19 protein-coding genes are annotated in these 20,742 nt (G+C 71.2%); 12 read left to right on the forward strand and 7 right to left on the reverse strand.

All coding sequences use genetic code 11. The features are described 5' to 3' along the window. Positions 1 to 163 precede the first annotated feature (163 nt). Entirely contained in the window at positions 164 to 1,078 is a 915-nt protein-coding gene (locus tag IF17_RS0103860; RefSeq protein WP_030562149.1) for an NADP-dependent oxidoreductase, read from the reverse strand. A 251-nt stretch (positions 1,079 to 1,329) separates the two neighbouring features. Between IF17_RS0103860 and IF17_RS0103865 the strand changes: the two genes are divergently transcribed. The 3 genes from IF17_RS0103865 to IF17_RS0103875 all read left to right on the forward strand — a co-directional run bounded on the left by IF17_RS0103865 (position 1,330) and on the right by IF17_RS0103875 (position 4,267). After that, positions 1,330 to 2,505: a nucleotide disphospho-sugar-binding domain-containing protein gene (locus IF17_RS0103865; protein ID WP_209437745.1), complete on the forward strand. Its 1,176-nt coding sequence runs from the start codon at positions 1,330 to 1,332 to the stop codon at positions 2,503 to 2,505. Positions 2,506 to 2,612: 107 nt separating this feature from the next. Then, entirely contained in the window at positions 2,613 to 3,446 is an 834-nt protein-coding gene (locus IF17_RS0103870; protein WP_337249748.1) for an NmrA/HSCARG family protein, read from the forward strand. A gap of 161 nt (positions 3,447 to 3,607) precedes the next feature. After that, complete coding sequence (locus tag IF17_RS0103875; RefSeq protein WP_237667217.1) at positions 3,608 to 4,267, forward strand: ScbR family autoregulator-binding transcription factor; 660 nt, start codon at positions 3,608 to 3,610, stop codon at positions 4,265 to 4,267. 68 nt (positions 4,268 to 4,335) lie between these two features. Here the strand turns inward: IF17_RS0103875 and IF17_RS0103880 are convergent, their stop codons facing one another. The 6 genes from IF17_RS0103880 to IF17_RS0103905 form a co-directional block, all read right to left on the reverse strand. Beyond that, positions 4,336 to 5,829 (reverse strand): MDR family MFS transporter, encoded by a 1,494-nt coding sequence (locus IF17_RS0103880; RefSeq protein ID WP_030562154.1) that lies wholly within the window; start codon positions 5,827 to 5,829, stop codon positions 4,336 to 4,338. Between the two features lie 219 nt (positions 5,830 to 6,048). Next, on the reverse strand, positions 6,049 to 7,128 hold the full coding sequence (locus tag IF17_RS0103885; RefSeq protein WP_030562155.1) for a hypothetical protein: 1,080 nt from the start codon (positions 7,126 to 7,128) through the stop codon (positions 6,049 to 6,051). Between the two features lies 1 nt (position 7,129). Next, on the reverse strand, positions 7,130 to 8,161 hold the full coding sequence (locus tag IF17_RS1000000139180) for a hypothetical protein (RefSeq protein ID WP_167344504.1): 1,032 nt from the start codon (positions 8,159 to 8,161) through the stop codon (positions 7,130 to 7,132). Between the two features lie 80 nt (positions 8,162 to 8,241). Continuing rightward, positions 8,242 to 9,291, reverse strand: a complete 1,050-nt coding sequence (locus IF17_RS0103895) for an LLM class flavin-dependent oxidoreductase (RefSeq protein WP_030562157.1) — start codon at positions 9,289 to 9,291, stop codon at positions 8,242 to 8,244. Positions 9,292 to 9,331: 40 nt separating this feature from the next. Next, complete coding sequence (locus IF17_RS0103900; RefSeq protein ID WP_030562159.1) at positions 9,332 to 9,748, reverse strand: PPOX class F420-dependent oxidoreductase; 417 nt, start codon at positions 9,746 to 9,748, stop codon at positions 9,332 to 9,334. Between the two features lie 25 nt (positions 9,749 to 9,773). Beyond that, entirely contained in the window at positions 9,774 to 10,487 is a 714-nt protein-coding gene (locus IF17_RS0103905; protein WP_030562161.1) for a class I SAM-dependent DNA methyltransferase, read from the reverse strand. Positions 10,488 to 10,741: 254 nt separating this feature from the next. On the opposite strand from IF17_RS0103905, the gene rfbA reads away from it, so the two are divergent. The 9 genes from rfbA to IF17_RS0103950 all read left to right on the forward strand — a co-directional run bounded on the left by rfbA (position 10,742) and on the right by IF17_RS0103950 (position 20,682). Then, positions 10,742 to 11,638 carry a glucose-1-phosphate thymidylyltransferase RfbA gene (gene rfbA, locus IF17_RS0103910; RefSeq protein ID WP_030562163.1) on the forward strand — a complete coding sequence of 299 codons (897 nt, stop codon included), beginning with the start codon at positions 10,742 to 10,744 and terminating at the stop codon, positions 11,636 to 11,638. Positions 11,639 to 12,062: 424 nt separating this feature from the next. Then, positions 12,063 to 12,707: a response regulator transcription factor gene (locus IF17_RS0103915; RefSeq protein ID WP_306173334.1), complete on the forward strand. Its 645-nt coding sequence runs from the start codon at positions 12,063 to 12,065 to the stop codon at positions 12,705 to 12,707. Between the two features lie 310 nt (positions 12,708 to 13,017). Beyond that, positions 13,018 to 14,283: a beta-ketoacyl-[acyl-carrier-protein] synthase family protein gene (locus tag IF17_RS0103920; RefSeq protein ID WP_030562167.1), complete on the forward strand. Its 1,266-nt coding sequence runs from the start codon at positions 13,018 to 13,020 to the stop codon at positions 14,281 to 14,283. Beyond that, positions 14,280 to 15,497 carry a beta-ketoacyl synthase N-terminal-like domain-containing protein gene (locus IF17_RS0103925; RefSeq protein WP_030562169.1) on the forward strand — a complete coding sequence of 406 codons (1,218 nt, stop codon included), beginning with the start codon at positions 14,280 to 14,282 and terminating at the stop codon, positions 15,495 to 15,497. The genes IF17_RS0103920 and IF17_RS0103925 overlap by 4 nt, the downstream gene beginning before the upstream one ends. 108 nt (positions 15,498 to 15,605) lie before the next feature. Then, entirely contained in the window at positions 15,606 to 15,875 is a 270-nt protein-coding gene (locus tag IF17_RS0103930; RefSeq protein ID WP_030562171.1) for an acyl carrier protein, read from the forward strand. A gap of 211 nt (positions 15,876 to 16,086) precedes the next feature. Beyond that, a complete protein-coding gene (rfbB, locus tag IF17_RS0103935) occupies positions 16,087 to 17,115 on the forward strand; it encodes a dTDP-glucose 4,6-dehydratase (RefSeq protein ID WP_051883877.1) in 1,029 nt (342 codons plus the stop codon). After that, positions 17,094 to 18,398 carry a lipopolysaccharide biosynthesis protein RfbH gene (gene rfbH / locus IF17_RS0103940; RefSeq protein ID WP_030562174.1) on the forward strand — a complete coding sequence of 435 codons (1,305 nt, stop codon included), beginning with the start codon at positions 17,094 to 17,096 and terminating at the stop codon, positions 18,396 to 18,398. Before rfbB ends, rfbH begins: the two co-directional genes overlap by 22 nt. After that, entirely contained in the window at positions 18,395 to 19,717 is a 1,323-nt protein-coding gene (locus tag IF17_RS0103945; RefSeq protein WP_051883878.1) for an NDP-hexose 2,3-dehydratase family protein, read from the forward strand. The genes rfbH and IF17_RS0103945 overlap by 4 nt, the downstream gene beginning before the upstream one ends. Next, a complete protein-coding gene (locus IF17_RS0103950; RefSeq protein WP_030562176.1) occupies positions 19,717 to 20,682 on the forward strand; it encodes a Gfo/Idh/MocA family protein in 966 nt (321 codons plus the stop codon). The genes IF17_RS0103945 and IF17_RS0103950 overlap by 1 nt, the downstream gene beginning before the upstream one ends. Positions 20,683 to 20,742 lie beyond the last annotated feature (60 nt).

The following is a 20,742-nucleotide window of genomic DNA, read 5'->3' on the forward strand; positions in this document are numbered from 1 at the left end:
CCCGCCGAGACCCGCGAGGTGCTCATCGCCTCGCTCGCCATGCTCCGCAACAAGCACGCCGACCTGCCGTCCCGCAAGCACGGCAACCCCCCGCAGTAGCAGGGACAGGCAGGAGGGCCCGTGGCGTCGGAGCGCCACGGGCCCTCACCGTACCGGGCGGCGGTCAGGCCACGTTCAGGACGATCTTGCCGCGGCCGTGCCCGGTGTCGAGCAGCCGGTGCGCGTCGGCGGCACGCTCCAGCGGGAACGTCTCGCGCAGGTGCAGCTTGATGAGTCCGCGCTCGTACAGCCCGGTCAGCTCGATCAGGCGCTCCACGGAGCGGCCCGCGCCGAGGAGCGGTACGCCCAGCTCCTTCGCGGCATCGTCGGCGACCATGGTGCGGATCCGGTTCCTGTCCTTGACCACCTCGACGGAGGCGCGCAGCGCCTCGGGGCCCACGGTGTCCATGGCCGCGTCCACCCCCTCGGGGGCCAGTGCGCGGACGCGTTCCACGAGGCCTTCGCCGTAGGCGACGGGGACCGCGCCGATGGAACGGAGGTAGGTGTGGTTCGCCTCGGAGGCCGTGCCGATGACGGTGGTCGCGCCCCAGGCGAGGGCCAGTTGCACCGAGAACGTACCCAGTGCGCCGGCGGCGCCGTTGATCAGCACGGTGTCACCTGCCCCGACCCCCATGGCCTCCAGGCACATGTGGGCCCCCTGGCCGTTGCCCGAGAAGCCGCCGGCGATGTCCCAGGGCATGCTGTCAGGCTTGAGTGCGACCTGGTCGGCAGGGGCGACCACGTACTCGGCGTACGCGCCGAGCGTGCCGTAGCCGAGCACCTCGTCACCCGGGGCGAAACCCGTGACGCCCTCGCCCAGTTGGTCGACGACTCCGGCGAACTCGTTGCCCGGGACGATCGGGAAGCTCAGATTGAGGAAGGGCGGCGCCCAGCCCCCGCGGATGCGGCTGTCGAAGTGCTGTACCCCGGCGGCCCGGACGCGGATCCGGACCGTCCCCGGGCCGGCCTCCGGTAGGGGGACCTCCGACGGAGTCAGGACCTCGGGGCCGCCGTACGACGAAAGGGCTGCTGCCTTCATGACCATCACCGTGCAATCAGTCGAATCCTGGAGCCGGGACCGCCGGCCGGCTTCCGCCGACCCGCCCGATCTGGGAGATCCTCATTCAACCACCTTGAACACAGCTTGAGTTGTGCTTGATCGGGGCGTCGGAAAGATCGGCCGGAACTCGTCACCGGAACGGCGGACACGCGGAGCGAGGGGGTCCGCCGCCGTTCGAGTCCGCGTCGAGCGGAGGCCTCAAGGATCGTCGGGTCACCGGTGTGTACCGGATGGAGCTGAAGATTGGGGTCGTCACGATGCGTGTGCTGTTTGCCGTTTCCCCGGGGTTCGATCATCTGTATCCCTCGGCCGGGCTCGCCTGGGCGTTCCGTACGGCGGGCCACGACGTGGTGGTAGCGACCTCGGGGGTGTCGACCGAGGCGGCCGCCCACTCGGGCCTCGCCGTACGCGAGGTGTCACCCGGAGCGGACTTCACCCAGTTCTTCCCCCGCTCGGGGACGCCCGAGGAGCGGGTGCGGGCGATGCGTGAGCGGGGCCTCACCATGGCGAAGACCCTGCGGACCCCCGACATCATCCTGGAGAAGTTCTCCGGCGTGGGGAACCTCATGCTCGACGGGACCCTGGCTTTCGCCCGCGCCTGGGAGCCGGACCTGATCGTCTACTCCCGGCTGAACGGCGCGGCGCTCGTCACCGCCCGGGCCCTCGGCATCCCCGCCGTCGAGCACGGCTTCAGCTTTCTGCGCGAGGGCACCATGCCTCAGCGGTTCCTGCCTCACCTGGAGCCCCTCTACGCGCGCGTCGGCGTCCCCCACGAACTGCCCGAGGTCACCTCGCTGTACTTCGCGCCCGAGCACATGATGCATGGCGAGGGCGAGGGCTGGACCATGCGGTCGGTGCCCTATCACGGAGGGGGGACGCTGCCCGACTGGATGGCGCTGCCCAAGGAGCGCCCCCGGATCTGCGTCACCCTCGGCACCACCGTGCCGTACGTCGCCGGTGTTGGCAGCCTGGGCAGCGTCCTGGCAGCGGCGGCCGAGGTGGACGCCGAGTTCGTCCTCGCCCTCGGTGACGACCCCGATCTCGACGCCCTCGGCACGCTGCCGGGCAATGTCCGCACGGTGGGCTGGACCCCGCTGTCCACCCTGCTGACCACCTGCGACGCGATCATCCATCACGGCGGCTCGGGCACCACCCTCGCCTCCGCCCACGCCGGTGTCCCGCAGCTGGCCATCCCGCACGGCGCGGACAACTGGATCAACGCCGACATGATCGAGCGGAACGGCCTGGGGCTCCGCCGGGACGCGGAGCAGATCGACGCGCAGCTCCTCAACACGCTGCTGCACGACCACGACGTGCGTTCCGGTGCCCATGAGGCCCGGGCGGTCCTCGCGGCGGAGCCCGGGCCCGACCTGATCGTCCCCCGGCTCCAAGCGCTGACCAAGTGATGCACATCACTTCACTTCGACTTGACCTCAATTGTGATTGAGGTTCAAGAATCCATTCCGGTGCGCCCATTCGCGCCCCAGATCGTGAACGACCCGACAAGGAGCATGTGTTGACTGACCAGAAGATCATCCTCGTCCTCGGTGGTACCGGTAACCAGGGTGGCGCGACGGCTCGCGAACTGCTGTCCCGGGGCTGGTCGGTGCGCGCACTCGTGCGTGACCCCGACAAGCCCGAGGCCCAGGCGCTCAAGGAGCTGGGCGCGGTGCTGGTGCGGGGGGATCTCGAGGACGTCGCCTCGCTGCGCGCCGCCGCCGAGGGCGTTTACGGCATCTTCAGTGTGCAGGCGCTCGCGTACGAGCCGGAGACGCTCGCCGCCGAGGTACGTCACGGCAAGGCCATCGCCGACGTGGCGAAGGAGGCCGGCGTCACCCACTTCGTCTACAGCTCCGTGGGCGGCGCCGAGCGTGAGACGGGCATCGACCACTTCGAGAGCAAGGCCGAGATCGAGCGCCACATCAAGGCGCTCGGCCTTCCGGCCACCATCCTGCGGCCCGTGTTCTTCATGAACAACCTGCTCCACTTCGCCGACGTCGAGGGCGAGCGGGTGATGTCGCTGCCGGTCAAGCCGGACAAGCCGATGCAGTTCATCGCCTCCGACGACATCGGTGTCTTCGCGGCCGACGCCTTCGACCGGCCGGCCGAGTTCATCGGCAGGGAGATCGAGCTCGCGGGCGACGAGATCACCTTCCCGCAGGTCGCCGAGGTCTACGAGCGGATCACGGGCACGCCCTCGCGCCTGGAGGCCACGCCCATCGAGGAGCGCATGTTCGAGTGGTTCGCCGAGGAGGGCTACCAGGCGGACATCCCGGCCCTGCGTGAGATGCACCCGGGGCTGCTGACGTTCGAGCAGTTCCTCGCCCAGCGCCTCGGCAAGTCCTGACCCGGCGCGAGCGGGACCCCGTGGGGCTTCGGCGACAGGCGCCGGGGCCCCACGGGGCGTAGCAGGAACGCGTGGGCCGGTGCGACACACGACGTACGGGCCGCGCGGTCAGGGTGAGACGACCACTTCAGGAGCGCTCCGTGGCCCAACAGGAACGAGCCGTGCGCACGCGTCAGGCGTTGATCCGGTCCGCAGCCGCGGTGTTCGACAGCCATGGGTACGCGGAGGCGACCCTGGGCCTGATCAGTGCCGGAGCCGGAGTCAGCCCGGGCGCCCTGCACTTCCACTTCGCCAACAAGGCGGTGATCGGCGCCGCCGTCGAACGCGCGGCGGCCGGCACCCTGCGCGACATCGCCGGACAGGCCGCCTCCGGCCGCGGCCCCGCCCTGCAGGCGCTCATCGACGCCTCGCATCTGCTCGCCCGTACCCTCGCCTCGGACGTCGTGATGCGCGCCGGCCTGCAGCTGTGCCGGGAGGCCCGCTACGAGCCGTCGGGCGACCTGCGCGACGCGTGGCCGCGCCACGTGCGGCGGCGGCTCGCCGTGGCGGCCGACGAGGGCACCCTGCTGCCGGGCCTCGGGCTGCATCGGGCGGCCGCGCTGATCGTCGCGGCGACCACCGGACTTCAGGTGCTCGGCAAGGACGACCCGGAGTGGATCTCGGGGAGGAGCCTCACCGACTTCTGGGAGATGGCGCTGCCCTGTCTGGCCACCGCCGCGACGGTACGCCGGCTGGAGCCGAGGGGTACGTTCCACGTCGACGAGGAGGGGCCCGGCTGCCGCGGAAGAGACGCCGTCCTGTGCGCGGGCCGGGCCGGCTGACCCCTTGCGGCGGGCGGGCTCACCCCATCCCACTTCACGGCCTCGCCGCACCACCCCGCCTCAGCACCTCACTTCACACCGGCCGACGTGTCCGTTCCCGGTGAGCCGTTCTCCGGCAGGTCCTGGGGCGGATCGTCGGCGTCCGGCAGGTCGCGCTTGAACCGGGGCAGCATCGCCGCCGGAACCAGGGCGAGGACGGTGAACGCCACCGCCCACCAGAAGGTGTTGCCGTACGCGGCGGCCTGCGCCCCCGCCGGGTCCGGATCCTGCCGGCTGATCCCGGACAGCTGTACGGCCAGCAGCAGCGCCACCATCGCCGTACCGAACGAGGCCCCCACCCGTTGCACCACACTGATCGTGCTGGTGGCCCGGGAGATTCTGGCCCTCGGCACGTCCCGGTACGACGCGGTGGCGATCGCCACCCCCAGGAGCCCGACCCCGAAGCCGCGTACGACGAGGGACCCGCTCAGCGCCCAGGTGTCGAGTCCCGACGCGAGCTGGGTGAAGGGCAGCGTCGCCGCCAGGGTGAGCACGGTACTGGCGAGGACGAGGGGCCTGGGCCCGTAGCGGTCCGCGAGCGAACCGGCCACCGTGATCCCGATCAGCGAGCCGATGCCCTGGGGCGCGAGCAGCCAGCCGACGCTGTCCGCGTCGTGGCCGAGCACGCGCGCGAAGAACAGGGGGAGCAGAAGGAGCGGACCGTACACCGCGACTCCGTGCAGGAAGGTCATCACGGCGGAGGCGCGGAAGGTCTTGACGGAGAACAGCCGGAGGTCGATCAGGGCGTCCTCCGTGCGGCGGGCGTGCACGACGAAGGCGGTGACGGCCGCCGCGCCGAGGATGACGCAGCCCACCGTGACGGGGGTCCCGCCGGGGCCGTTGCCCTGTTCGGCGATACGGGAGAAGCCGTAGACGAGCAGGACGAGACCGGGCGGCAGCAGGAGCAGCCCGCGCCGGTCGAGGGGTGCCTCGCCGCGCTGCTCACCGCGGGGCAGGGTGCGAGCGGAGAGGGCCAGGGCGAGCAGGCACAGAGGGATGTTGATGAAGAAGATCCAGCGCCAGCCGAGGCCCGAGATGAGCAGCCCGCCGGCCACCGGGCCCAGAATAGGGGCGAGTTGTCCGGGGATGGCGACCAGGCTCATGATCCGGCCGAACCGCTCGGGTCCCGCCGCCCGGCCGAGAATGATCAGGTTCAGGGGCAGGACGAGCCCCCCTCCGATGCCCTGGACCACACGGAAGGCGACCAGGCTCCCCACCGACCAGGCCAGCGCGCACAGGACGGAGCCGATGAGGAACGTGGAGAGGGCGAACAGCCACATGCGCCGGGCGCCGAAGCGGTCGACGGCCCAGCCGACCAGCGGGGTGACGAGGGCCATGGTCAACAGGTAGGAGGTACTGACCCACGCGATCGAGCCCTCCGAGGCGCCGAACTCCCGCGAGGTCGCGTCCAGGGCGACCGTGACGATCGTGGCGTCGAGGAGCGCGGCGAACGAGCCGACCATCTGCACGGCGCCGAGCATGACCAGAGCGCGGTCCAGGGGCGGTGCTTGCTTCGCTGACATCTCAACCTCATGGCTCGTCGATGGAGGATCCGCGGGTACGGGGAGCGGGGTGCGGCCCGGCGCCGGATCCGGCTTCCCCGTGGGGGCGTGTCCCTGGGTGTCCTTGCGTACCCGAGCGCGCCACCGGTCCCGGGAGGGGACCGACGGCGCGCCCGTGTCCGTCGTGCGGTGGAACGGCCGTCGGGGCGTCGGTGTCGCCGCACCCGCCGACCGTTCGCGTCACGGCCGCCAGGCGGTCGCGCGCGTCGCGCCGTCCTTCGTCGTGTAACCGGCCACCACACCGTGGCGGTTGATCTGGTAGCCCTCGCCGCCACCCGCCGTGGGGCTGCCCAGCGCGGTCACCGAACCGTCCGGGGCCCACACGACGGCATGCGCTTCACCGCCCGGGCGGTAGGTGTAACCGGTGCTGTAGCCCTTGTCGTTGATCCCCCAGGACGAGCCGCCCGTGTCTCCGTCGAGCAGCCGCAGCGCGCGCGGCGTGCCGTCGGCGTCCCAGCGCAGCGGCCGGATGAGATCGCTCCCGGTCACATAGGAATGCCCCACGGCGACACCGTGGTTGTTGATCCAGCTCGCGTGGCTGGAGTCGTCGCCGGGCAGCGGCTTCAGCGTCCTGTACGAGCCGTCGGCCGCCCACCGCATCGAGGTGAGGACACCGCCGGGAATGCCCGAGTACCCCACGGCCACCCCGGCGTCGTTGACGGCCCCCACTCCGCCGGTGGTGTCGCCGGGCAGGGTCCTGAGCGCGGTGACCTTGCCCGACGGGTTCCACCTCACCGGGCGGTGGACCCCGGCCGGCGTGCTGGAGATACCGACCACGGTTCCCGCGTCGTTGATCACGTAGCCACGGGTCACCGTGGCATCGCGCAGGCCCGGCAGTTCGGTGGCGCGCCCGGAGGGGCTCCATTTCACAGCGCGGTCCGGCCCGCCCGGCCGGGTGGACATCCCGATGACCGTGCCGTCCTCCCGGACGGTGTACGCCTCGCTCTGCGTGTCCCCGCCCAGTGTGCCGAGATCGGTGACGCGGCCCGAAGGCGTCCATCGGGCGGCGTGCCGCTGCCCGGCCCGGTTCTCCGAGAACCCGACCACGACACCCCGGTCGTCGAGTCCGTAGGCACCGCTGAAGGTGCCGCCGGGCAGCGGGGCGAGCGGTACGGGAGTGGGCGCGGCGTGGGCGGGGAGCCCGGTCGTCACCACGAGGGCGGCCGCTGCCGCCACCACGCCGAGGACGCGGCGGACGCGGGAGACCCCACGGGGAGCGCCGGTTCGCTCCGCGGCCGGCAGGCTCGTGATCGTCGTCATGTCAGCCCTTCCACTTGGTCGCGCGGGAGACCCCCGCGGATCCGGTCGAGAAGCCCACGACCGTGCCCCGGTTGTTCACACCGAACGCCTGTGCGTTGCCGGCGGAGACCCCCGGCAGGGCCTTGGCGGTGCCGTTCGCGCTCCACTTCACGGCGCGGTGCACCCCCGCCGCGTCCGTGGAGAAGCCGATCACGACGCCCAGGTCGTTGACCCCGTAGGCGCCGGCCGCGGTGTCCCCGGGCAGCGGGGAGAGTTCCTGGGGGGCGCCGTCGCGGTTCCAGCGCACGGCGTGCGACGTCGTCCCCGTGTAGGAGTTGCCGACGACGATGGCGGTGTCGCTGATCGCGCTCGCCTGGTACGAGTCGTGACCCGGCAGCCCCGTGAGCCGGTTGACGGTGCCGCCCGGGCTCCAGGTCACGGCGGTCATGGCACCGGCGGCGCTCTTCGAATAGCCCGCCGACGTACCGGAGTTGTTGATCCAGCCGGCACCGGCGGCCGTGTCACCGGGCAGGGCCGGCAGCTGGGTCCGCGTGCCGTCCCTGCTCCAGCGCTGTGCCTTGTACAGGCCGTCGGCGGCGCTGGAGAAGCCGACCACGGTGCCGCTGTCGTTCACCGAGTAGGCCCGGCTGACGGTCGTGCCGGCGGGGGTGGCGAGCGCGGTGGCCGTGCCGTCGGGCGTCCACTTGACGGGGCGTGCGGCCCCGCCGGGTACCAGCGACTGTCCGACCACCGCGGTGCCCTTCTCGTTGATGGTGTAGGCCGTCGCCGAGGTGTCTCCGGGGAGGGTGCCGAGATCGGTGATCAGACCGTGCGCGTCCCACAGGACGGCCCGGTTGACGCCTCCGGCGTTGTTCGCGTGGCCGACGATCGAGCCCTTGTTGTTCACGTCGAACGCGAAGCCGCCGGTGCCGCCCGGGAGGACGCCGAGGTCGACGGTGCGTGGCTGGGACGCGAAAGCGGTGGAGGCGGTGCTAAGCGTCAGCGCGGTGGCGACGGCCACGGTGGCGATGCGCACGGCGGATCGGGTTGTCACGTCGTTCCCCTTCTCGGTCTGTCTCGGAAAGCCTCGGTACACGGCGGGCCGCCGTACGGAGGAGCCTGTGGCACGTCGGCTCACGCGCGGGGCGCCAGGTCGAAGACCTCGGCGACCAGCTCGTAGCAGCGCAGCCGCGCCTTGTGGTCGTGGATGGAGTTGATGAGGATCACCTCATCGGCCCCCGTGGCCTCGGTCAGCGCGGTGATGTGCGCCCGGACCTGCTCGGGGGAGCCCACGGCATTGCGTACGTAGGGGTCGTGATCCGGGTGGCCGGGGCCCGGGTCCCCGGCGAGCGCGGCCTCGGCGCCGAGTTCCTCGATCGCCTGCTGGGTGGAGGGGACGGGACGCATGATGCCGCGCTCCATCCGCTGCCGGAACAGGCGGTGGCTCGCGAGCAGCGCGTGCGCCTCGGCTTCGGTCTCGGCGCAGTACACACCGATGCCGAGCACGACGCGGGGGCCGCCGATCGGCTTCCCGTCGACGAGGTGGGGGACGAACTCCTCCCGGTAGCGCCGGACGGCCTCCACCGTGGTGTCCGGGCCGAGGAAGTGCGCGTAGGCGTAGGAGAGTCCGGCCCGGGCTGTCGCCTCGGCGCTCGATACACTCGACCCGAGGACCCACAGCTCGGGATGGCCCGGCGAGGGAGGTGAGGGGAGCAGACCCCGGTACGGATGTCCCTCGGGGAAGTCGTCGCCGACGAGGAAGGACCGCAGCTCGGCCACCTTGTCGGGGAAGTCGCCGCCGCCGGTCGGGTCGGCGGCATCCCGGCGCAGGGCGCGCACGACGGGGTCCTTCGACAAGTGCGCCTTGCCCACGCCCAGTTCGACCCGGCCGGGGTACAGGGCGTGCAGTACGCGGAAGACCTCGGCCACCTTGAAGGGGCTGTAGTAGGGCAGCAGCACACCTCCGGAGCCCACCCGGATTCCGGAGGTGCGGGCCAGAATCTGGCCGATAAGGATCTCTGGTGCCGCCCCCGCCTGGAAGGGCGAGGCGTGGTGCTCGGCCACCCAGTAGCGGTGGTAGCCGAGCCGGTCCGCCAGGATGGACAGTTCGAGAGTGTTACGCAGCGCCGTCGCGGGGGGAGTCCCCTCGGGCACCGGCGATTGGTCGAGTACGGACAGGCGCATGCGCGTCTCCTCCCTTTCCCGGCCCCCGGGGGCGGAAAGGTTAGGTGTGGTCCGGCGACGGCAGAGGAATGTTCCGGGTCTGCGTCTTCGGGTGGTTCTCGTCCAGCCCCAGCGTCAGGATCCGGGTGGGGCGGATGCGGATCAGGTCGTTGCTGAATCCGCTGGTCGGGGGGCCGGTGATGGCCTCCGCGTGGCCACGGATCTCCACACAGCGCACGGTCCAGGGGTCGGTGGAGGGGATGTCGTCGACGACCAGGCTGACCAGGGGGTTGGACCGGACGTTCCGGAACTTCTGGGTGTCGCCCATGCTGTAGCCGCCGATGTCGACGGTGCCGAGCTCCCGGTTGACCGAGAAGGCGACCGGGCGGGTCTGCGGCTGCCCCTTGGGGCTGACGGTGGCGAGCCGGCCGAGCGGCTGCTCGTCGAGGTAGGCCAGTTCAAGATCGGTGAAAGGCAAGGCTTTCCCCTTCTCTCGCGCGTACTCACGCGGTTGCGACGAAGTAGCCCGGCCGTCCGGGCTCGGACTCAACGTATTCGACCTTGAGCGCGGCCCGGTGAAAGGAGTCCTCATATGCGCCACGGGAGAAGAGGGTCAATTCGTCGATCTCGGAGCGGTGCCGCACACCCTCGGAGTCGGCTGTGACGTAGTGCAGCTCCATGCGGGCGAGCTCGCCGGCCCGGGTGGAGTGGGAGACCCGCGTGATGGTCCGGTTGTCGTCGGTGGTCAGAGCGTGCCCCGACACGTACCCCTCGATGAACGCCTCGGGGAACCACCAGGGTTCGATCACCACGACGCCGCCGGGAGCCAGGTGCCGGCCGAAGGTGGCGAGCGCCGCGTCGAGGTCCTCGGTGGTCCGCAGATAGGCGATAGAGCTGAACATCACGACGATCGCGTCGAACCTGGCGTCCAGCCGGAAGGACCGCATGTCGACGCGGTGCAGCGGTACGCCGCTCCCCAGCCGTCCGGCGGCCACCTCCAGCATGTGTTCCGACAGGTCCGCGCCCTCGACCCGGTCGAACAGCTCGGCGAAGGCCGCGAGGTGGATCCCGGTGCCGCAGGCGACGTCGAGCAGACTCGCGGCGCCCGGCTTGCGGGCGCGGACCAACTCGGCGACCTGGCCCGCTTCGGCCCGGTAGTCCTTACGGTCCTGGTAGAGCAGGTCGTACATCTCGGCAGCGTTGTTGTTCTCGTACATGAGGGCACCCCATATCGTCGCGATCCGTTGCTGGGGGCGCGGACGAGCGCCCGGGTGGTCCGTGCACCAGCGCCGCCATCCTCGGGGGGCCGACTTGAACGTCGCTTGACGACCGGTCGACCTGGGGTGCCGCCTGCCCGGCGGGGAGGTCTGCACCGGTGCTTGAGGGGCCTTCGACCGCCGGGCGGCAGACTCGCGGGCGTCAGGTGGGACAGCGAGCGCACGGGCACGTGCCATGGCGATGAGGTGTCAGCGTGAAGGGAATCATTCTTGCCGGAGGGCACGGAACGCGTCTTCACCCCATTACTCGCGGAGTTTCGAAACAACTGCTCCCCGTCTACGACAAACCGATGATCTATTACCCCCTCTCGGTCCTCATGCTCGCGGGTGTCCGGGACATCTTGATCATTTCGACACCGGCCGATCTGCCGCAGTTCCGCCGTCTGCTCGGCGACGGATCCGACCTGGGAGTGCGTTTCTCCTATGCGGAGCAGGCCGAACCGCGCGGCCTGGCCGAGGCGCTCATCATCGGGGCCGGCCACATCGGCGACGACCCGGTGGCTCTGGCCCTCGGGGACAACGTCTTCCACGGCCCGAGGTTCTCGCAGATCCTGCGCAGCCGGCTGCCGCACACCGAGGGGTGCCTGCTGTTCGGCTATCCCGTCCAGGATCCCGAGCGCTACGGCGTGGCGGAGGCCGACGAGCACGGCAGGCTGGTGTCGATAGAGGAGAAGCCCCGGCGCCCGCGCTCGAACCGGGCCGTCACCGGCCTCTACCTGTACGACAACGACGTGGTCGCCATCGCGCGCGACCTGGTGCCCTCCGCCCGTGGTGAGCTGGAGATCACCGATGTGAACTTGGAGTATCTGCGGCGCGGCAAGGCGGAGTTGGTCGATCTCGGCCGGGGGTTCGCCTGGCTGGACACGGGGACCCATGACTCGCTGCTGGCGGCCTCGCAGTACATCCAGACCATCGAGCGACGGCAGGGCGTACGGGTGGCGTGCGTGGAGGAGGTGGCCCTGCGGATGGGCTTCATCGACCCCGATCAGTGCCACCGGCTGGGCGCCGCGCTGTCGACGTCGGGGTACGGCCGGTATGTGATGGAAGTGGCCGAAGCCGTTCGCTCGGAGAGGCAGAAGAGCCCCGTCTGACACACCGTCCGCCCCCGCCCCCGTACCCCCTGCCGCGGGTCCACCCTCCGCCCGGCCGTGATCCACGGCCGGGCGGAGGCGTGCATGGCCGTGGGAGGGGGCCGGAAACATTCCTTGCGGTTTGTTTACCAGTTATTTGCGACCCCGCAGCGTGGGTCTAATCCGCTTGCTTCAGCTTGAATGCTGCGAATGGGCCACAATTGCCCGTTTTTGCTTCTCCTGCATTTCTTTGACAAACCGGTGGTGCGGTTTGTAGATTTACGCAGGTTCAGGATAGAGAAACCGATCTTGACGGGGGAGCAGGATGAAGCAGCGCACAGCGATGCTCGATTCTTATGAGTCCGCAGCGGAGGGCCCGTTAAAGGGTGAGGGGGCGGTGCTTCGGCGAGAGACACTCCCTTCCGAGTCATGGCGGCTCCTGCTGGTGGAGAACGACGCCGGTGAGGCGGAGACTCTGGCCGGAGGGCTGCGCAGACAGGGGCACCAGGTCGAGATCGTCGGTACGGCCGGCGAGGCCCTCAGACTCCACCCGCAGGCGAGCCTGGTCCTGCTCGACCTCGAACTTCCGGATCTCGACGGCCTGGAGGTCTGCCGCGGGATCCGCACCGTCAGCAAGATCCCGGTGATCGTGGTCACCGCCCGCTGCTCCGAGCTCGACCGGGTGCTCGGCCTGCAGGCCGGAGCTGATGACTATCTGGCCAAGCCGTACGGGTTCCGCGAGCTGATGGCCCGTATCGACGCCGTCATGCGAAGGGCCGGACCGACGGCATCGGCCACCGCCACGGCCGGCGTCATCACCCGCGGAGCGCTGCGGATCGACGCCGGGGCGCGGGAGGTCACCCTCGACGGGAAACGCGTCGAGACCACCCGCAAGGAGTTCGACGTACTCCTCCTGCTCGCGTCCCATCCGGACACCGTGATTCCGCGCAAGGTGCTCATGGAGCAGGTCTGGGGCGACTCCTGGTCCCGGCGGACCGTCGACACCCACGTCAGCTCCCTGCGCAACAAGCTCGGCACGAACTGGATCGTCACCATCCGCGGTGTCGGATTCCGCTTCGGCCAGGGCTGATCCGGCTCTCCCGCCGCCCCGGGACCGCGCCCCCGGGATGCGGCGGCGACGGCCCCCCGACACTTCCTTGACGCACATTTGTCGGTCCGCCGACGTAGCGGACCGGCGCTTGTGGAATCCGGCCGAACCCTGAAACCCACGCCATTGCCCCGCTCCCACGCGACCGTGGAGCCTGGGGACACGGTCCGGCACGACGTCCACCCGGGAGAAGCGGGAGCCCGGGACCGCCACCTGGTGAGGAGAGAAGGCAGGAGATGCCCCGACGCGAAGTGAGCGCGCACCTCACCCGGACGACATCGGGACGGTACGCATGGCCCGCCGGGTAGTGATCACGGGCGTGGGCGTACTGGCCCCCGGCGGCCTGGGCGTGCGGGACTTCTGGAGTCTGCTCAGCCAGGGCCGCACCGCCACCCGGCGGATCACCCGCTTCGACCCCTCACCCTTCCGCTCACAGGTGGCCGCCGAGATCGACTTCGTCCCGGCGGCCCACGGGCTGGACCCCCAGGAGAGCGAACGCATGGGCCGCGCGGCGCAGTTCGGCGTGGTCGCCGCCCGGGAGGCACTCGCGGACAGCGGCGTGGCTCAGACCCTCGCCCCGCAGCGTACGGGTGTGGTCATGGGCACCGCCGGCGGTGCCGTCGCGGGGCTGGACGCGGCCTACCGGTCCATGAGCGACGAGCGACGCCTGGCGGACGTGGACCCGGCGCACGCGCCACCGTGGCTGTACGACCACTTCGTACCGAGCTCGTTCGCGACCGAAGTGGCCTGGGCGGTCGGCGCCGAGGGGCCGTCGGCCGTGATCGCCAACGGCTGCACCGCGGGAATCGACGCGGTGGCCCACGCCGTGGAACTCATCCGCGAGAACAGCGCGGACGTCATGGTCGCCGGTGCCACGGACGCGCCGATCACCCCGGTCGTCATGGCGGCCTTCGACGCGGTCAGGGCGACCACCACGCACAACGACGAGCCGACGACCGCGTCCCGTCCCTTCGACGACTCCCGGGACGGGTTCGTCCTCGGCGAGGGCGCCGCGGTGTTCGTCCTGGAGGAACTCCACCATGCCCGCAGCCGCGGCGCACATGTGTACGCGGAGGTTGCCGGGCACGCCTCCCGCAGCAACGCCTTCCACATGACGGGCCTGCACCCCGAGGGCCGGGAACTGGCCGAAGCCGTCCGCGCGGCACTGCACGAGGCACGGCTGGACCCCCGGGACCTGGACTACGTGAACGCGCACGGTTCCGGCACGAAGCTCAACGACCTGCACGAGACGCAGGCGTACAAGCTCGCCCTGGGGGAGCACGCTCACCGTGTCCCGGTCAGCTCCGTCAAGTCGATGATCGGGCACGCCATGGGATCGGTCGGCGCGATCGAGATCGCCGCATCCGTTCTCGCGATGGAACACCATGTGGTGCCGCCCACCGCCAACCTCCATGTCCCCGGCCCGGGATGTGACCTCGACTACGTGCCACGGGTGGCCCGGGAGCAGCGAACCGATGCCGTGCTGACGGTCGGCAGCGGGTTCGGCGGGTTCCAGAGCGCCATGGTGCTGACGCGCCACGACCGGAGCGCACCTTGAGCGCCGGAGCGGTGATCACCGGAATCGGTGTCCTGGCCCCCAGCGGCACGGGGGTGAAGGAGTTCTGGGACACCACACTGATCGGCAAGAACATGATCGGCCCGGTCACCCGCTTCGACGCCTCGGCGCATCAGGCCCGGCTGGCCGGCGAGATCCGCGGCTTCGACCCCGCCGAGCACCTGCCGGTGCGCCTGGTCCGCCAGACGGACCGGATGACGCAGCTCGCCCTCGCAGCCGCCGACCAGGCCCTCGCCGACTCAGGGGTGCGCCTGGAGACGGTCCCCGCCCACCAGCGGGGAGTCGTCACCGCCGTCGCCTCCGGCGGCAGCGAGTTCGCACAGAACGAGCTGCGCAAGATGGGCGGCGCGGGCGGCGGCCATCTCAGCGCCTATGCGTCCTTCGCCTGGTTCCCCGCCGTGAACAGCGGCCAGATCTCGGTGCGCAACGATCTGCGGGGGCCCGCCGGCGCCCTGGCGGGCGACCACGCGGCCGGGCTCGACGCCCTCGGCCAGGCCGGGCGCCGCATCCGCGGCGGCGCCCGGCTGATCGTGGCCGGAGGCGTGGACGCCCCGGTGTGCTCATGGGCCTGGGCGGCCCACCTGTCCACCGGGCTGCTCTCCACCGGCCGGGACCCCGAGCGCGCGTACCTGCCGTTCGACGCCGCCGCGCGGGGCCACGTGCTGGGGGAGGGGGGCGCGCTGATGACCGTGGAGGACGAGACGGCGGCCCGGGCCCGCGGCGCCCACACCCTCTACGGCCGGATCGCGGGCCATGCCTCCACCCTGGACCCGAGGCCGGGCAGCGGCCGCGAGCCCGGACTGCGCAGGGCGGCCGCCCTCGCCCTCGCCGACGCCGGGTGCCGTCCGGCCGACGTCGACGTGGTCTTCGCCGACGCCGCGGGCACCCCGCGTGCCGACCGCGAGGAGGCCGAGGCGATCACCCGGCTGTTCGGACTCCGGGGGGTACCGGTGACCGCTCCCAAGGCGGCGATCGGGCGGCTCTCCTCCGGCGGGGCGCCGGTGGACGTCGTGACGGCGCTGCTGGCCATGCGCGACGGGCGGATCCCGGCCACGCCCCAGGTGGAACCGGTCCTCACCTACGGACTCGACCTCGTCACCGGGCGCTCGCGGACCGCGTCCGTACGCACCGCCCTCGTCCTCGCCCGCGGGCACGGCGGGTTCAACGCCGCCCTCGTCCTGCGGGCCGTCGACTGACGTCCCGGATCCGACGCGTCCCTCCCCGCCCCGCCGGGACCGGACGCGCTCACGCTCCCCCGCACCACGGAAAACGCCGGGTGCGGCCGATCGATGAAAGGAACCGCTGTGTCCGAGCACCACTTCACCATCGACGACCTCAAACGCATCCTCTTCGAGGGCGCCGGAGCCGACGAGAGCGCCGCTCTCGGCGGCGACATCCTGGACACCGACTTCGAGAACCTGGGCTACGACTCGCTGGCGCTCCTGGAGACCGGCGGCCGTATCGAGCGTGAGTACGGCATCACGCTGGACGACGAGGTCCTCAACGACAACCGGACCCCCCGTGCCCTGGTCGAAGCCGTCAACGACAACCTCAGGAGAGTCGCCGGCGGCTGAGGAAGGCCCCCGCGGCCCCGCGCACCCCTGTGGCGCGCGGGGCCGACCTGCCCCGGCCGCTGCGCTCGTGCGGGCCACGACCGGTCCGCGATCCGTCCGCGTTCTCCTGGCATCGGTCCTGGAGAACGCCTCTCCCCCGTGGAGCGGCATCACGAGGAGAAGACGCCATGACGCAGCCCGTCATCGACCGTACGCCAGCCGAGGTGGTGACATGAGACTGTTGGTCACCGGAGGCGCCGGCTTCATCGGCTCACACTTCGTCCGCACGCTGCTCGCCGGCGGATACGCGGGGCACGAGCGGACGCGGGTCACCGTCCTCGACAAGCTCACCTACGCGGGCAACCGCGCGAACCTCCCGCCCTCCGACGCCCGGCTCGACTTCGTCCACGGTGACGTGTGCGACGCGCGGCTCCTGCGGGAGCTGCTCCCCGGCCACGACGCGGTGGTGCACTTCGCCGCCGAGTCCCACGTGGACCGGTCCGTCCACTCCGCGGCGGCCTTCGTCCGTACGAACGTGGGCGGTACCCAGGTCCTCCTGGACGCCTGTCTCGCCGCCGGCGTCGAACGCGTCGTCCACATCTCGACGGACGAGGTGTACGGGTCGATCGCCGACGGATCGTGGGACGAGGACCGGCCGCTGCTGCCCAACTCCCCGTACGCCGCGTCCAAGGCCTCGTCCGATCTGATCGCCCGCTCCTACTGGCGCACCCACGGCCTGGACGTCTCGATCACCCGCTGCTCCAACAACTACGGCCCCTTCCAGCACCCCGAGAAACTGATCCCCCTCTTCGTCACCAACCTGCTGGAGGGCGAGGACCTGCCGCTCTACGGGGACGGGCGCAACGTCCGGGAGTGGCTGCACGTCGACGACCACTGCCGTGCGATCGCCCTGGTCCTGGACCGGGGGCGGGCCGGCCGGATCTACAACATCGGCGGTGGTGACGAGCGGACGAATCTGGACATCACCCGGCGGCTGATCGGGCTCTGCGGTGCCGACGAGTCGGTGATACGCCGTGTCACCGACCGCAAGGGACACGATCTGCGGTACGCGCTCGACGAGACCAGGATCCGGGAGGAGCTCGGTTACGCCCCCCGTATCCCCTTCGCCCGGGGACTGGCCGACACGGTCGCCTGGTACCGCGACAATCCAGGCTGGTGGAAGCCGGTGAAGCACCGCGGCGGATCCTCCGGCCCGACGAGCGAGGAAGGAAACGCCTCATGGACGTCCACAAGGGTCTGATCCTCGACGAGACGGTGAAGCTCCATCAGGACCGCCAGGCCAACGGGCCCTTCGTCCCCGGAACGACCGAGATCTGGCCCGCGGGCGCCGTCCTCGACGAACGCGACCGTACGGCGCTGGTCGAGGCGGCCCTGGAGATGCGGATCGCGGCGGGGCCGAGCTCACGGAAGTTCGAGTCCCGGTTCGCCCGGGCCCTCGGGCTCCGCAAGGCCCACCTGGTCAACTCCGGTTCCTCCGCGAACCTCCTCGCCCTCACGGCGTTCACCTCCCCCCTTCTGGAGGACCGCAGGCTGCGCCGCGGCGACGAGGTGATCACGGTGGCGGCGGGCTTCCCCACCACCGTGAACCCGATCATCCAGAACGGGCTCGTGCCGGTCTTCGTCGACGTGGAGCTCGCCACCTACAACACCACGGCGGAGCGGGTGGCCGCGGCCATCGGACCGAAGACGCGCGCCATCATGATCGCCCACGCGCTCGGCAACCCCTTCGAAGTCGCGGAGATCGCCCAACTGGCCGAGGAACACGACCTGTTCCTGATCGAGGACAACTGCGACGCGGTCGGCTCCACCTACGACGGCCGGGCCACCGGCACCTTCGGCGACATCACGACGGTGAGCTTCTACCCCGCCCACCATCTGACGATGGGCGAGGGCGGCTGCGTCCTGACGTCGAACCTGGCGCTCGCGCGGATCGTGGAGTCGCTGCGCGACTGGGGCAGGGACTGCTGGTGCGAGCCGGGCGAGACCAACAAGTGCCTGAAGCGGTTCCAGTACCAGATGGGAACCCTGCCCGAGGGCTACGACCACAAGTACATCTTCAGCCACGTCGGCTACAACATGAAGGCCACCGACATCCAGGCCGCCCTGGGCCTGACCCAGCTGGACAAGCTCGACGACTTCTGCACCGCACGCCGCCGCAACTGGCGGCGTCTGCGGGACGGGCTCGACGGCGTTCCGCATCTGGTGCTGCCCGAGGCGACGCCGCGCAGCGATCCGAGCTGGTTCGGGTTCGCGCTGACGGTCGACCCCGACGCGCCGTTCAGCCGCGCGGCCCTGGTCGGTTTCCTGGAGGACCGCAAGATCGGCACCCGGCGCCTCTTCGCCGGCAACCTCACCCGCCACCCGGCCTACATCGGCCAGGAGCACCGGGTGGTCGGCGAGCTCACCAACAGCGACATCATCGCCGAGCAGACCTTCTGGGTCGGCGTCTATCCGGCGCTGACCGACGAGATGATGGACTACGTCATCTCCTCAGTCAAGGAGTTCGTGGGAGGGCGGGCATGAGCGCGCACACCGCCCCGCCCGCCCAGGCCGGAGGTCTCCGGGACGTCCTGGACTGGCTGGAGGAGCGCCGCGCGGCGCACCGGTTCGAGGTGGAGCCCATCGCGTTCGACGCGCTCGACGGGTGGTCCTTCGACCCCGTCACCGGAGACCTCGGACACCGCAGCGGACGGTTCTTCACCGTGCGGGGCCTGCACGTCACCACTGGAGACGCGGGCCCCGCCTGGCACCAGCCGATCATCGTGCAGCCCGAAGTGGGCATCCTGGGCATCCTGGTCAAGGAGTTCGACGGGGTCCCGCACTTCCTGATGCAGGCGAAGATGGAGCCCGGCAACTCCAACCTGCTCCAGATCTCGCCGACCGTACAGGCCACCCGGAGCAACTACACCAAGGCCCACAAGGGCGCGGACGTCCGGTACCTGGAGTACTTCCGCGGCCCGCGGCAGGGCCGGGTACTCGCCGACGTCCTCCAGTCGGAACACGGCTCGTGGTTCTTCCGCAAGAGCAACCGCAACATGCTCGTCGAGGTCGAGGGCGATGTGCCCGCGCACGAGGACTTCCGCTGGCTGACCCTCCAGCAGATCGGCCGACTGCTGCGGCGGGACAACGTCATCAACATGGACGCGCGCACGGTCCTTGCCTGCCTGCCCTGGCCCGACCCCGGCGGGCTCGCACCGCACCAGGACATAGCCCTGCTGTCCTGGTTCACCGAGGAGCGCTCCGCCCATGAGGTGCACGCCCGGACGGTGCCGCTGGCTGGTCTTCCCGGGTGGCGCCGGGGAGCGTGGTCGATCGTCCACGAGGAGGGCCGCTACTTCGACGTCGTCGCCGTGTCCGTCCAGGCGGGCAGCCGCGAGGTGGCCCACTGGACCCAGCCGCTGTTCGAGCCGAAGGGGCTCGGCGTCACCGCGTTCCTGACCCGCAGGATCGGCGGGGTGCCGCATCTCCTGGTGCACGCGCGCGTCGAGGCGGGCTTCGCCGAGACCGTCGAACTGGGGCCCACCGTCCAGTACACACCGTCGAACTACGCGCATCTGACGGGCTCCGACCGACCGCTGTTCCTCGACGCCGTGCTCGGCGCCGACCCGGCCGCGATCCGCTATGAGGCCCGGCACTCGGAGGAGGGCGGCCGCTTCCGTAACGCCGAGAGCCGCTACCTCTTCGTCGAGGCCGACGCGGTCGCGGCCCCCCTCGACCCCCCGCCCGGATACCGCTGGGCCACGCCGTACCAGCTGACCGCCCTCCTGCGGCACAACCACTATCTGAACGTCCAGGCCCGCACGCTCCTGTCCTGCCTGACCACGGGGGCGGTACGGCTCTGATGGCAGCCCTACGGACCGGCGTACTCGGCTGCGCCGGCATCGCACGCCGCCGCGTCCTGCCCTCGATGCGGCAGTACCCGGGCATCGACCTGGTGGCCGTCGCCAGCCGTGACCCGGACAAGGCCCGCAGAACCGCCGCCGAGGCCGGCTGCGAGCCGGTGCACGGATACGACGAGCTGCTCGCCCGCCCCGACATCGACGCCGTGTACGTGCCGCTCCCCGCGGCCCTGCACGCGCGGTGGGTGGCGGCGGCGCTCCGCGCGGGCAAGCACGTCCTCGCGGAGAAGCCGCTGACCACGGACGCCGCCGCCACGGCGGACCTGCTGGCACTGGCCGGAAGGCGCGGGCTGGTGCTCAGGGAGAACGTCATGTTCGTCCACCACAGCCAGCACCGGGCGGTGGGGCGGCTGGTGGCCGACGGCGCGATCGGCGAGGTCCGGGCCTTCCGCGCGGCCTTCGCGATTCCCCGCCTGCCGGACGACGACATCCGCTTCGACCCGGCACTCGGTGGCGGTGCCCTCGCGGACACCGGCGTCTACCCGGTACGGGCCGCCCTGCTCCTGCTCGGTCACCACCTTCAGGTCACCGGAGCCGTCCTCCTGCGCGACGGCGCCGGTACGGGGGTCGACATCGGGGGCACCGCGCTGCTGCGCACGCCCCAGGGGGTCGGCGCCCACCTCACGTTCGGCCTGGACCACGCCTACCGCTCCCGGTACGAGATCTGGGGCAGCGAGGGCCTCCTCACCCTGGACCGCGCCTTCACCCCGCCGGCCGACCACCTGCCGCGGGTCAGGCTCGAACGCGAGGGCGCGGTCCAGGAGATCGTCCTGCCGCCCGACGACCAGGTCCTCGCCACGCTGGCGGACTTCACCGAGGCCGTGCGCGCCGGCGCCCCCGCGGACCCGGTGATCCAGCGCCAGGCGGACCTGCTCGACGCGGTACGTGCCCACGCGTCGGCCGGGTGAGCCGGGATCGCCGCCCCCACACGTACCGTCCCCTGACCACCGTCACCGGCAGGAGCGACC

It is taken from the genome of Streptomyces cyaneofuscatus (assembly GCF_000718135.1).
GTDB lineage: Bacteria > Actinomycetota > Actinomycetes > Streptomycetales > Streptomycetaceae > Streptomyces > Streptomyces cyaneofuscatus.